General features: G+C 71.2%; 9 protein-coding genes. 3 read left to right on the forward strand and 6 right to left on the reverse strand.

Annotated elements, in window-relative coordinates:
- The first annotated feature begins 133 nt into the window (after positions 1–133).
- On the forward strand, positions 134–718 hold the full coding sequence (locus tag E6P78_RS25595; protein ID WP_136206002.1) for a YdeI/OmpD-associated family protein: 585 nt from the start codon (positions 134–136) through the stop codon (positions 716–718).
- On the opposite strand, the gene E6P78_RS25600 is transcribed toward E6P78_RS25595, so the two are convergent.
- The 6 genes from E6P78_RS25600 to E6P78_RS25625 form a co-directional block, all read right to left on the reverse strand.
- The gene (locus tag E6P78_RS25600; RefSeq protein ID WP_136206003.1) at positions 711–1,817 is read right to left on the reverse strand and encodes an aldose epimerase family protein; all 1,107 of its coding nucleotides are present in this window, start codon (positions 1,815–1,817) and stop codon (positions 711–713) included. The two genes, E6P78_RS25595 and E6P78_RS25600, sit on opposite strands and share 8 nt — an antisense overlap.
- 100 nt (positions 1,818–1,917) lie before the next feature.
- A complete protein-coding gene (locus tag E6P78_RS25605; protein ID WP_136206004.1) occupies positions 1,918–2,952 on the reverse strand; it encodes a LacI family DNA-binding transcriptional regulator in 1,035 nt (344 codons plus the stop codon).
- A 110-nt stretch (positions 2,953–3,062) separates the two neighbouring features.
- Positions 3,063–4,121, reverse strand: a complete 1,059-nt coding sequence (locus tag E6P78_RS25610) for an ABC transporter permease (protein WP_136206005.1) — start codon at positions 4,119–4,121, stop codon at positions 3,063–3,065.
- Complete coding sequence (locus E6P78_RS25615; RefSeq protein WP_136206006.1) at positions 4,118–5,092, reverse strand: ABC transporter permease; 975 nt, start codon at positions 5,090–5,092, stop codon at positions 4,118–4,120. The genes E6P78_RS25610 and E6P78_RS25615 overlap by 4 nt, the downstream gene beginning before the upstream one ends.
- Positions 5,089–6,738, reverse strand: coding sequence for a sugar ABC transporter ATP-binding protein (locus tag E6P78_RS25620; protein WP_136206007.1), 1,650 nt, complete (start codon positions 6,736–6,738; stop codon positions 5,089–5,091). The genes E6P78_RS25615 and E6P78_RS25620 overlap by 4 nt, the downstream gene beginning before the upstream one ends.
- Before the next feature lie 218 nt (positions 6,739–6,956).
- The gene (locus E6P78_RS25625; RefSeq protein ID WP_136206041.1) at positions 6,957–8,042 is read right to left on the reverse strand and encodes an ABC transporter substrate-binding protein; all 1,086 of its coding nucleotides are present in this window, start codon (positions 8,040–8,042) and stop codon (positions 6,957–6,959) included.
- 519 nt (positions 8,043–8,561) lie between these two features.
- On the opposite strand from E6P78_RS25625, the gene E6P78_RS25630 reads away from it, so the two are divergent.
- Positions 8,562–11,006 carry an RICIN domain-containing protein gene (locus tag E6P78_RS25630; RefSeq protein ID WP_136206008.1) on the forward strand — a complete coding sequence of 815 codons (2,445 nt, stop codon included), beginning with the start codon at positions 8,562–8,564 and terminating at the stop codon, positions 11,004–11,006.
- Between the two features lie 161 nt (positions 11,007–11,167).
- Complete coding sequence (locus E6P78_RS25635; RefSeq protein WP_240799375.1) at positions 11,168–13,426, forward strand: AbfB domain-containing protein; 2,259 nt, start codon at positions 11,168–11,170, stop codon at positions 13,424–13,426.
- Positions 13,427–13,448: the final 22 nt, after the last annotated feature.

Consider the following 13,448-nt stretch of genomic DNA (forward strand, 5'->3'; position numbering starts at 1 on the left):
TCGCTCCGTCCGGGGCTCCCATACTACGAGGCTCATCGTAATTCGATGTATAGGACGGGAGCTGTCCTGAAGGCCGCTTAGCGTGGCGTGGTGGCCGGGCAGAGGGCCCGGTGCCGACAGGAGGCGCAGCACGATGACGGACACGGCCGACACCCCGGAGAACGCGCGGCCCTTCGCGTGCGCCGCGAGCTTCGAAGCGTGGCTGGAGGAGCACCACGCCGACCGGCCGGGCCTCTGGCTGAAGGTGGCCAAGCGGAATTCGGGCGTGCCCTCGGTGACGGCCGACGAGTACACCGACGCCGTCCTCTGCTACGGCTGGATCACCGGGCAGCGCAAGTCCTGCGACGAGGTGTACTACCTCCAGCGGATCACACCCCGCCGGCCGCGCGGTGTCTGGTCGCTGGTCAACGTGGAGAAGGTGGAGGCGCTCATCGCGGCCGGGCGCATGCGCGAGCCGGGCCTGGCCGAGGTCGAGGCGGCGCGCGCGGACGGGCGGTGGGAGGCGGCGTACCCCTCGCAGAGCCTGGCCACCGTCCCCGCCGATCTCGCCGGCGCGCTGGCGGCGGACGAGGCGGCGGGGGGCTTCTTCGAACGGCTCGGCAGGTCCGACCGCTACCTGGTGCTCCTGCGCCTCATGACGGCGTCGACGCCCGAGGTCAGGCAGGCTCGCCTGCGCAGGGCGGTGGCCGCCATGGCCGGGGGCCGCAAGGTCACCTGACGGGCCCCGCCGGGCCGGGACCGGGCGCCGGAACCGTCAGGTGCGGGAAGCGGAACTCGGTGCGGCTGCGGAACTCCTCGTCCGGGCGCAGGACCGTGCTGGGGTGGTCCGGGCGGTTGGGCGAGTCGGGCAGGTGCTGGGTCTCCAGGCAGACGGCGCTGTGCCGGTCGTGGCGGCCGCCGTCGGGGGTGGCGAGGGTGCCGTCCAGTTGGTTGGCGGTGTAGACCTGGATGCCGGGTTCGGTGGTCCACACCTCCATGACCCGTCCGGCGCCGGGGGCGGTGAGGCGGGCGGCGCGGCGCAGGCCGGCAGGGGTGTGCGGGCCGTGGAGGACCCAGCAGTGGTCGAAGCCGCCCGCCCGGTCCAGCTGCTCGTGCGGGAGCTTGACGCGTTCCGCGAGGGTCTGCGGTGCGGTCAGGTCGAACGGGGTGGCGCGGACGGGCGCGGCGGCGCCTTCGGGGATGCCGTCCTCGTCGACGGGCAGGTAGCGTTCCGCGTCCACCTGGAGGGTGTGGCCGAGGATGTCCCCCCGGTCGGCGAGGTCGAAGTAGGCGTGGTTGGTGAGGTTGACGACGGTGGTGCGGTCGGTGGTCGCCGCGTAGTCGAGCGCGAGGGTGCCGGCCGCGTCGAGGGTGTACGTGACGGTGACGTCCAGCGCGCCGGGGAACCCCATGTCGCCGTCGGGGCTGTGCAGGGTGAGCCGCAGGGTGGCGGTCTCGTCGGTGGAGTCGCCGGCGGCCTGCCAGACGCGGGTGTGGAATCCGTCGGGGCCGCCGTGCAGGGCGTGGCCCCGGTCGGTGGCGGGAACCCGGTACTCCCTGCCGTCGAGGGTGAACCTGCCGTGCGCGATGCGGTTGGCGTAGCGGCCGACGAGAGCGCCGATGAAGGGGTTCTCGCCCGTGTAGTCGTCGAGGGCGGGCAGCGAGCGCACGACCGATGCCGGGGTGCCTGCGGTGTCGGGCACGGTGAGACCGTGCAGGATGCCGCCGTAGGTGAGGATCTCGGCCCGGACTCCGGTCCCGGAGTCGAGCGTCCAGACGTCGACGTCCGTGGGCCCGTGGGCGCCGAACGGTTTGCGGTTCACGGTGGGGCGAGGCATCAAAGATCCTTGGGGCGATCGGACGGCCGGGGTGGCCGGACGGGCGGACCGGGACGTGTGCGCCGGACTCCCCAGGGGTGGCGGGGAGTCCGGGCCGTGTCTACGGTGCGGCCCGGTCGGCGGCGGGCCGGGGAACGGTGGATTCGCGGACGACGAGCCGGTAGCCGGGCCGGGGCCGCCGGGGTTCGCTCACCTGGTCACCGGATAGGCGCTCGACGAGGCTGTCGACGGCGAGCCGGGCGATGGCCTCCTTGTCGGGTGCCACGGTGGTCAGGGTGGTGGCCCCGTAGAGGCTCTCCTCGATGTCGTCGAAACCGACGACGGCGACGTCCTCGGGGATGCGCAGGCCCCGTTCGGAGAGGGTGCGCATCGCGCCGATGGCGATGAGGTCGTTGTACGCGAACACGGCGTCGGGCCGCTCCCCCCGGTCCAGGAGCGCGGCCATCGCGGAGGCACCGTCCTCGCGGCCGTATCCGTCGGTGACGACGACGAGCGACTCGTCGGGTTCGATGCCGGCGGCGGCCAGCTCCTCGCGCCAGCCGCGCAGCCGCAGGTGGGCGGGCTGGCGTTCGCGGCCGGTGCGGGAGCCGAGGAAGGCGATCCGGCGGTGGCCGAGTTCGACGAGGTGGCCTACGGCCTCGCGGGCCGCCGCGACGTTGTCGATCGCGATGTGGTCGTACGGGGCCTCGTACTCGCGCTCGCCCAGCAGGACCAGGGGCGCGGTGTCGGCGCGCGCCATCAGGTCCTCGGTCTCCAGGTGGATCGGGCTGAGGATGAGCCCGTCGATGACGTGGGACCGGAATCCCTGGCTGACCAGGAGTTCCTTCTCGCGCAGTCCGCCGGTGTGGTCGACCAGCACGGTGTAGTCGTGCCGGGCGGCGGCGTCGACGACCGCGCCGGCCAGCTCCGCGAAGTACGGGTTGCCGAACTCGGGGACGGCGAGCGCGATGATCCCGGTGCGGCCCTTGCGCAGGTGGCGGGCGGTGAGGTTCGGCCGGTAGCCGAGCTCGTCGATGGCCTGCTGCACCTTGGCCCGCATCTTCGGTGTGACGTGCTGATAGTTGTTCACCACGTTGGACACGGTCTTGATGGACACGCCCGCCCGTTGCGCAACGTCCTTGAGGCTGACGCCCACGGCACTCCCTGAATCGACTTGTCGCGCGCTGAGGCGCGGTGGCCCGGCTGGTGCCGGTTCGGCTCGAATGGCTCGAATGGTGCCGGGGCAGCGGCGGCCCCGGCACCGGTTCAGGTGGTTCTGCGGCTGCGCGCCAGATAGCGCTGGGCCACGACGACAACGATAAGGAACCCGCCACTGACGACCGACTGGTACGAGGAGTTCAGCGTGCCGATCTGGTTGATCAGGTTCTGGATGACCTGGAGCAGCAGGACGCCCCAGAGCGTGCCGCTGATCGAGCCGGCGCCGCCGATGAGGAGGGTGCCGCCGATGACGACGGCGGAGATCGCGTCGAGTTCCATGCCCACGCCGAGGATGGTGACCCCGGAGGAGAGCCGGGCCGCGTTGAGCGCACCGGCGAGTCCGGCCAGCAGTCCGCTGAGCGTGTAGACGAGCATCTTGGTACGGGCGACGGGCAGCCCCATCAGCGTGGCCGCGTCGCTGCTGCCGCCGACGGCGAAGATCGTCTGCCCGAACGAGGTGCGTTGCAGGAGGAGTCCGCCGGCGCCGAAGAGCACGAGGGCGACCAGGATCGGGTAGCCGAAGCCCCAGATGCTGCCCTGGCCCAGTTCGGCGAAGGCGGAGTCCTTGGGCACCAGGTAGGTGGTGGCGCCCTCGTCGGTGATGGCGAGGAGCAGGCCGCGCGCCCCGAGCAGGGTGGCGAGGGTGACGATGAACGGCGCCATGCCGGCGCGCGCCACGAGGAATCCGTTGAGCAGGCCGATCGCGCCGCACACCACGAGCGGGACCAGCAGGGCGGGCAGGAAGCCCCATTGGGAGGCCCAGGCGGCGAGCACCCCGCCGAGTGCGAAGACGGAACCGACGGACAGGTCGATGCCGCCGGTGATGATGACCATGGTCATCCCGAGCGCGACCACGGCCAGGAACGAGGCCTGGACGGTCACCCCGCGGGCGTTGTCCAGGGTGTGGAACGACGGGTAGATGAAGGACGCGACGACCACGACGGTGAGCAGGACGACCAGCACGCCCTGGCGTTGCAGGAGTTCGGCGATCCGCCGGCCGGTCGCGGCCGGCGCTCCGGCCGTGCCGGCGGGCTTGCCGCCGCCCGTCGCGGGGGTCTTGCGCGGTGCCGGTGCGGAGGCCACCGGGGCAGGTGAGGTTTCGTTCATCGGGACCGACGCTCCCGGGCGACGTAGACGGCGGCGATGATGATGGCCGCCTGGGCGATCTGTGCGGTGGAGTCGGGCAGGTCGTGCTTGATGAGGGTGGCGCGCAGCAGCTGCATCAGCAGGGCGCCGGCGACGGTGCCGAGGACCCGGATGGAGCCGCCGTTGAGCGGGGTGCCGCCCACCACGACCGCCGTGATGGCGGAGAGTTCCATGAGCGTGCCGAGCGAGGAGGGGTCGCTGGCGGTGAGCCTGGCGGTGGCCAGGATGCCCGCCAGGGCGGCCAGCACCCCGCAGAGCATGTACACGCCGATGAGCACCCGCCGTACGGGGAGCCCCGCCAGGGCGGCGGCGGACCGGTTGCCGCCGATGGCGACGACCTGGCGTCCGAAGGTGGTACGGGTGACGACGAAGGCCACGGCGCCGGCGAGGACGCCGGCGATGAGGACGACCAGCGGGATGCCGAGGAAGGAGCCGGTGCCCAGGGACAGCAGGTCGGGGTTGACGATCTGCTTGAGCTGGCTGTCCGCCATGACCAGGGCGAGGCCGCGGCCGCCGACGAACAGGGCGAGGGTGGCGACGATCGGCTGGAGGCCGACGAGTGAGACCAGAGTGCCGTTGACCGCTCCGACGAGGGCGCCGGCCAGCAGCGCCATGACTAGGGCGGGCACCAGCCCGTAGCCGAGGTAGAGCGGCAGCAGCGCGGCGGCCAGCGCCATGGTCGAGCCGACGGAGAGGTCGACGCCCTCGGTGCCGATGACGAGCGCCATGCCGAGGGCGACGATGACGATGGGGGCGACCTGGACGAGCTGGGTGCGGAGGTTGTCCACGGTCATGAAGTGCTCGGTGAACAGGGCGTTGAAGATCAGGACGACCGCGACGGCGAGGTAGACGCCGTACTCCTGGTACCAGGCGGGGTCGCGCAACCGGGCCAGCGGCCGGGCTGCGGGGGTGGAGACTGCTGCCTGGGTCATCGGGGGTCCTCCTTGGCGGCCGGCGCCTTGTCCGCGGGGGCCGGTGAATGGTCGGCGAGCACTTCGAGCAGATGGCTCTCGGCCACCTCGTCGCCCGCCAGTTCGCCCGCGACCCCGCCGCCGCGCAGGACGACGATGCGGTCGGCGCCCTCGATCAGTTCCTCGATGTCGGAGGAGATGAGCAGGACGGCAAGGCCCTCGCGGGCGAGGTCGTCGATGAGGCTCTGGACCTCGGCCTTGGCGCCGACGTCGATGCCGCGGGTGGGTTCGTCCAGCAGCAGGACCTTGGGTTCCAGGCAGAGCCAGCGGGCCAGCAGGACCTTCTGCTGGTTGCCGCCGGAGAGTTCGCCGACCTTCTGCTCGGGGCTCGCCGCCTTGATCCGCAGCCGCTTCATGAAGACGTCCACGATGCGGTCCTGCTTGGCGCGGGAGACGATGCCGGCGCGGGAGAGGCGGGGCATCGCGGCCAGCACGATGTTCTCGCGGACCGAGAGGCCGGGGACGATGCCTTCGGCCTTGCGGTCCTCGGGCAGCAGGCTGATGCCGGAGCGGATGGCGGCCGCGGAGGTGAGCCGGCGCAGGGTACGTCCGCCGATGCTCACCTCGCCGGAGTCCAGGCCCAGTGCGCCGGACAGGGCCTTCGCGGTCTCGCTGCGCCCCGAGCCGAGGAGTCCGCCGAGGCCCAGGACCTCACCCGCGTACAACTCCAGGGATATGTCGTGCAGTTGGTGGTCGCGGGAGAGGCCGGTGGCGGTGAGCACGGGGGTGCGGGCCACCTCGTGGCCCTCGGGGTCGAAGTGGGTGAGCCCTTCGCGGCGGACCTCGGCCATGTCTCGGCCGAGCATCATCGAGACGAGCTGCATCCGGTCGAGGTCGGCGAGGTCGCCGGTGTGGATGTGGTGGCCGTCGCGCAGGACGGTGACGCGGTCGCAGATCCGGTAGAGCTCGTCCATGCGGTGGCTGACGTAGAGCACGGCGATACCGCGTCCGCGCAGGTCCTCGATGACCCGGAAGAGGGTCTCTACCTCGCGCGGCTCCAGCGAGGAGGTGGGTTCGTCCATGATGACGACCTGGGCGTTGACGGAGACAGCACGGGCCAGCGCGACCATCTGCTGGGTGCCGATGCCCAGGGTGTGCAGGGGGCGCCTGGGGTCGACGCGGACCCCGAAGCCGTCGAGGAGTTCGGTGGTCTCGCGGTGCATCCGGGCGAAGTCGATCAGGCCGAGCCGGTTCTTGGGCTCGCGGCCGAGGAAGATGTTGCGCGCCACGCTCATCAGCGGGACGAGGTTCACCTCCTGGTAGATCGTGGAGATCCCGGCCTGCTGGGCCTCGAACGGCCGGGCGAAGGCGATCTGTTGGCCGGCCAGCCTCAGTTCGCCCTCGTCGGGCCGGTAGACGCCGGTCAGCACCTTGATGAGGGTGGACTTCCCGGCTCCGTTCTCCCCCACCAGGGCGTGGGTCTCGCCGGCGCGCAGGGAGAAGGAGACGCCGTCGAGGGCGACGACGCCCGGGAACCGCTTGCTCACCGAGCGGGCCTCCAGGACGGCCGGCGCCGGGTCGGCTTCCTGCACGGCGGCGGGCGCGCTGGTCTCCTTCACGTCGGCGGCCGGCTCCGGCGGCTGCGGTACTGCTTCGGGTGGTGCCATGGCTGGTCTTGGCCTTCCGCTCTTCCAAGGGGGTGGGCCCGGTGGCCGCCGTGACGGGTGGGAGCGTCACGGCGGCGGGTGGACCGACGGGGCCGGTACGCGGCCGGCGGGCCGGCGCCCGGTGGTGCCGGGGCCGGTACGCGGCCGGCGGGCCGGCGCCCGGTGGTGCCGGGGCGTGTCCGGGACACGCCCTTACGGGCAGGTGGGGCCGGGTCGGATCAGAACGCGCCGCCGAGCGATTCCTTGGCGTTGGCCTCGTCGTAGGCGCGGTCGGTGATGATGACGTCCTCCGGGATCTCCTCGCCGCCGTAGAACTTCTGGGCGGTCGCGAAGGCCAGCGGGCCGAAGCGCGGGTTGGACTCGATGACGGCGTTGTAGTCGCCGTTGACGATGGCCTGGACGGCGTTGCGGGTGCCGTCGACGGAGACGACCTTGACGTCCTTGCCGGGCTTCTTGCCGGCGGCCTTCAGCGCGGTGACGGCGCCGAGGCCCATCTCGTCGTTCTCCGCGTAGACGGCGGTGATGTCGGGCTTGGACTGGATGAGCTGCTCCATGACCTGCTGGCCCTTGTCGCGGGCGAACTCACCGGTCTGCTGGGCGACGATCTCCATGTCGGGGGCCTTGGCCTTGAGCTGGTCGACGAAGCCCTTGGTGCGGTCGGTGGTGACGTTGTTGCCCGACGATCCGAGGAGGATGGCGACCTTGCCCTTGCCGCCGGTCGACTTGATCATCGCGTCCGCGGCGCGCTTGCCCTGCTCCACGAAGTCGGAGCCCAGGAAGGCCACGTAGTCCTTGCAGGCGGTGGAGTTGAGCTTGCGGTCGATGGTGAGGACCGGGACCTTCTTGGCGGCGGCGGCCTTCAGCGCCGGCTCCAGACCGTCCGAGTTCAGCGGGGCGACGATGAGGAACTGCGCGCCCTGGGACAGCATGTCCTGGATGTCGCTGATCTGCTTGGACAGCTGCGACTGGGCGTTGGTGGTGAGCAGCTTCTTGACGCCGACCTTCTTGGCCTCGTCCTTGATGGACTGGGTCTCGGCGATACGGAACGGGTTGGCCTCCTTCTCCGACTGGGAGAAGCCGACCACCGCGTCCTTCAGGTCGAGCTTCGGCGCCCCGTACGCCTGCAGCGAGCAGCCGGAACCGGACGACGACTCGGGGGTCTCGGCCGCCTGGGCGCCCTGGCTGCTGTCGGCGTTCGCGGAGTCCGAGGTCTCCGACTTGGAGCAGCCGGAGGCGGCCAGCGTGGCGGTGGCGGCGAGGAGGCAGGCCACGGCGAGGGTACGGGATCGGCGCTGGATCATCATGCGCGGGAGCTCCTTGGCGGGACGGGAGGACGGCACGCCGAGGGGCGTGCGGTCGGTCATGGCTGGACGATGCATCGGCCGCTGCGCGGCGGCTGATGTCACTGCACTCACGGCCCCGCTAGGAGACGGCTCCTAGCTGCACAAACGGCGGTCGTGAGAGCCTGCGCGGCCTCTCGGCGGCTCGGTTTACAACGTTATATAGGCGGTGCGGCACGGGCGGCAAGAGCGTGGTCGATGCGTTTCCAAAATGTGTCGGAGCCACCTGGCCCGCGCGGACCACCCCGGCCCACGGGTTGCTGCCGGACCCCTGGACAGCCGCTTGGCGGCGTGCTGTCATACCGCCGGAACCCCATTTTCCAACGTTGCAGAGAAAGTGCCGCCGCGCCCTCCCCGGATCGCGACGGCGCGCTTCGTCGTGCGCGCAGCCGGTCCGGACCGCTGCGCCGTGGCGGCCCTCCTTGTCTGATGCGCCTTCCTTGAGCCGGAGCCCATGTCCGGCAGAGCAGGAGCCCTCCCCCCATGCCCCTTAACCGCAGACAGCTCATGACCGGCGCTCTGGCCACCGTCGCCGCCACCACGGCGGCCGGCCGCTGGTCCTCCACCGCGACCGCCTCCGCGCACCGGGTGCGACCGGCCCACGGCGGCCACTACTCCCCCAACGCCGCTCCCCTGCACCCGACCGCCTTCCTGAGGCTCCCGCCCGGCCGGGTCACCGCGCGCGGCTGGCTCGCCGGACAGCTGAAGCTCCAGCTCGACGGGTTGTGCGGCCGCTACGAGGAGTTCTCGCACTTCCTGGACTTCACGGCCACCGGCTGGGTCCGCCCCGAACTCGGCGGCTGGGAGGAGGTCCCGTACTGGCTGCGCGGCTACACCGACCTGGCGATCGTCACCGGCGACGCGCAGGCCCTGGCGGCGGTGCGCCGCTGGTTCGACGCGATCCTCGCCACCCAGCAGTCCGACGGGTTCTTCGGCCCGGAGTCGCTGCGTACGTCGCTGAACGGCGGCCCGGACTTCTGGCCGTTCCTGCCGCTGGTGCAGGCCCTGCGCTCCTGGCAGGAGTACTCCGGCGACACCCGGGTCATCCCCTTCCTGAGCCGGTTCTTCCGCTACATGAACACCCAGGGCCCCGGCGCCTTCAACACCAGCTGGATCGCCCTGCGCTGGGGTGACGGCCTGGACAGCGTGTTCTGGCTGTTCAACCGCACCGGCGACACCTTCCTGCTGGACCTCGCCGACAAGATCCACGCCTACGGTGCCGACTGGGGCGACAACCTGGTCAACCCGCACAACGTGAACATCGCGCAGGGCTTCCGCGAGCCCGCCCAGTACGCGCTGCGCAGCGGTTCGGCCCAGGACACCCGCGACACGTACGGGACGTACGGCAGGGCCATGGACCAGTACGGCCAGTTCCCCGGCGGCGGCTTCGCCGGGGACGAGAACGCGCGGCCCGGGCACGGCGACCCCCGACAGGGCTTCGAGACCTGCGGCATCGTCGAGTTCATGGCCAGCCACCAGCTGCTGACCCGGATCACGGGCGACCCGCTGTGGGCCGACCGCTGCGAGGAACTGGCCTTCAACTCGCTGCCCGCCTCGCTCGACCCCTCGGGCAGGGCGGTCCACTACATCACCAGCGCCAACAGCGTCGACCTGGACAACGTGCCCAAGTCGGAGCGCCAGTACCAGAACGGTTTCGCCATGCAGGCGTTCCTGCCCGGCGTCGACCAGTACCGCTGCTGCCCGCACAACTACGGCATGGGCTGGCCGTACTTCACCGAGGAGCTGTGGCTCGCCACCCCCGACGGGGGTCTCGCCACCGCGATGTACGCCGCCTGCGAGGTGACCGCGAAGGTCGCCGACAGCACCGAGGTCACCTTCACCGAGGAGACCGGCTACCCCTTCACCGACACGGTCACCCTGACCCTGAAGGCGCCGAAGCGGCTGGGCTTCCCGCTGGTGCTGCGCGTCCCCGCCTGGTGCGACGCCCCGGAGATCGTGGTGAACGGCCGGGGCGTGGACGCGCCGGCCGGCCCGGCCTTCAGCCGGATCGACCGCACGTGGGCCGACGGCGACCGGGTCACCCTGCGCTTCCCGCAGCGGACCACCGTCCGCACCTGGGAGCACAACCGCGGCTCCGTCAGCGTGGACCGCGGCCCGCTCACGTACTCCCTGCGCATCGGGGAGACGTACGAGCGCATCGGCGGCACCAATCAGTTCCCGGAGTACGCGGTCCACGCCACCGGCCCGTGGAACTACGGGCTCGTCCTGGACGCGGAGAATCCGGCCGCCTCCCTGCACCCCCGCACGTCCCGGCGCGCTGAGGGCGACAACCCCTTCACGCTCGACGGCACCCCGCTGACGATCACCGCGAAGGCCCGCCGCATCCCGGAGTGGACGGCGGACGACGAGCATGTCGTCGCCCCGCTCCAGGACTCCCCGGCGCGCAGCGGTGAGCCGGTGGAGGACATCACGCTCGTCCCGATGGGGGCGGCCCGGCTGCGCATCACCTCGTTCCCCACGGCTGCCCCGGACGCGCGGCCCTGGCTCGCCGACCGCTGGTACCGCATCCGCAACCGCCACTCCGGCAAGGTGCTGGGCGTCGACACCATGTCCACCGCCGACAGCGCCCACGTCGTCCAGTTCGGGGACACGGGCACCGACGACCACGACTGGCGGCTCGTTGCCGAGGGCGACGGCTGGTACCGCATCCGCAACCATCACTCGGGCAAGGTGCTGGGCGTGGACAACATGTCCACCGCCGACAGCGCCCACGTCGTCCAGTTCGCCGACAACGGCACCGACGACCACCTCTGGCAACTCGTCCCGGACGGCGACCGCTGGTACCGCATCCGCAACCGCCACTCCGGCAAGGTGCTGGGCGTCGACACCATGTCCACCGCCGACAGCGCCCACGTCGTCCAGTTCGCCGACAACGGCACCGACGACCACCTCTGGCAACTCGTCTGATTCCCGGTGCTCCGCGCACTCCCGTACCGCTCCCCGCCCCCGGGGGCCGAACCGAATCAAAAGGAGACGAACCTGTGAGGCGTTTACGTGTACCCGGACGAAGGCCCTGGTGGAGACGGGCGGTCGCGACGACCGGTCTGCTGGCCCTGGTGTCCACCGCGATGGCCGGGATCGGTGCGGCACCGGCCGGCGCCGCGTCCTGGTCGCCCAAGTCCCCTCCCATGACAACGCCCTGGACCAACCAGGTGCCGGTCGACAAGCCGCTGCCCGAGTACCCGCGCCCGCAGCTGACCCGGCCCGACTGGACCAACCTCAACGGCATCTGGGACTTCGCGGTGACGGGCCGGGACGCCGGGCAGCCGGCCTCGTTCCCCGACCAGATCCGGGTGCCCTTCGTCGCCGAGTCCGCGCTCTCGGGCATCCAGCGCAAGATCACCGAGAACGACAAGCTCTGGTACAAGCGGACCTTCACCGTGCCGTCGAACTGGAACGGCCGCCGGGTCGAGCTCAACTTCGGCGCCTCCGACTGGCAGACCACGGCCTGGGTCAACGGCACCCGGGTGGGCGCGCACAAGGGCGGGTACGACTCGTTCGCGTACGACATCACCCCGCAGCTGAACGGGGGCACCAACACGGTCGTCGTCTCCGTCTACGACCCGACGCAGACCGGCGGGCAGGCCGTCGGCAAGCAGCGCGTCAACGACGTGCAGCCGCACAACGGGGGCGGCATCTTCTACACCGCGGCCTCCGGCATCTGGCAGACCGTCTGGCTGGAACCGGTCGCCGCCGCCCACATCACCCGCCTGGACATGACCCCGAACCTGGGTGACAGCACCCTGCGGGTGACCGTGCAGGCCGCGTCGGCGGCCGGGCGCACGGCCAGGGTCACCGTCTCCAGCGGCGGCACCGTCGTCGGCACGGCCACCGGTACGACCGGCTCCCCGTTCTCCGTGCCGGTGCCGAACCCGCATCTGTGGACTCCGGACGACCCGTTCCTGTACGACGTGAAGGCGGAGTTGCTCGACGGGTCCGCCGTGACCGACTCGGCCGGCAGTTACACCGGCATGCGCTCGATCGCCGTCGCGAAGGTCGACAACGTCCTGCGGCCGGTGCTGAACGGGAAGTTCGTCTTCCAGACGGGCACCCTGGACCAGGGCTACTGGCCGGACGGCATCTACACCGCACCGACCGACGCCGCCCTCAAGTCGGACCTCCAGGCGCACAAGGACCTCGGCTTCAACATGGTCCGCAAGCACATCAAGGTCGAACCGCAGCGCTGGTTCTACTGGGCGGACAAGCTGGGGCTGCTGGTCTGGCAGGACATGCCGGCCATGGACACCGGCAAGAGCCCCGACGCGGCGGCCCGCACCCAGTGGGAGTCCGAGTTCCACGCGATCATCGACCAGCACCGCAGCTCGCCCTCCCTGGTGATGTGGGTCGACCAGAACGAGGGCTGGGGCCAGTACGACCAGGCCAGGATCGCCAATGAGGTGAAGGCGTACGACCCGAGCCGGCTGGTCGACAACATGAGCGGGGTCAACTGCTGCGGCTCGGTGGACGGCGGCAACGGCGACGTGGTCGACAACCACGTCTACGTCGGCCCCGGCAACACCGCACCGACCGCCACCCGGGCGGCCGTCCTCGGCGAGTTCGGCGGCCTGGGCTACCGGGTTCCCGGTCACGAGTGGTTCCCCGGCGGCGGCTTCAGCTACGAGGACCAGCCCAGCGTCTCCGCGCTGAACGACCGGTTCACGGGGCTGATCGACGGCATCCGGGTCGGCCAGCTGCCGGCGGGCCTGTCCGCCTCGGTCTACACGGAGATCACCGATGTGGAGAACGAGGCGAACGGGCTCCTCACCTACGACCGCCAGGTCGTCAAGGTGGACGCGGCCCGGGTGCGGGCCGCGAACCAGGCCCTCGTCAACGCCTCGAAGAACCCGGCCCCGCCGGTGACCCTGCCCACCGGGCAGTACAAGTCGCTGCGGGTCACCACCCCCGGGTACACCAACAAATACCTGCGCCACCAGAACGGGCTCGCCTTCACCGAGGTGGTCGACAACGGGAGCGGCGCACTGCTCAAGAACGACGCCACCTGGAAGGTCGTCCCCGGCCTGGCGAACGGCAACTGCTACTCCTTCGAGTCGCGCAACTACCCCGGCGAGTACCTGCGCCACCGGGACTTCCGGGTCCGCCGCGACGCGAACGACGGGTCCGCGCTCTACAAGGCCGACGCCACCTGGTGCGCGGTCGCCGGCAATGGAGGTGTGCGGCTGACCAGCGCGAACCTGCCGGGCAGCTATCTGCGCCACATCGACTCGGAGGTGTGGCTCGCCACCCCCGGCGGCGGGCACGCCTGGGACAACCCGGCCACGTTCACCGAGGACACGACGTGGGCGGTGGAGACGCCCTGGGCTCCCTGAGATGAAGTGAGGCGAGCGCCGG

The organism is Streptomyces sp. A0958 (assembly GCF_004795035.1).
Lineage (GTDB): Bacteria > Actinomycetota > Actinomycetes > Streptomycetales > Streptomycetaceae > Streptomyces.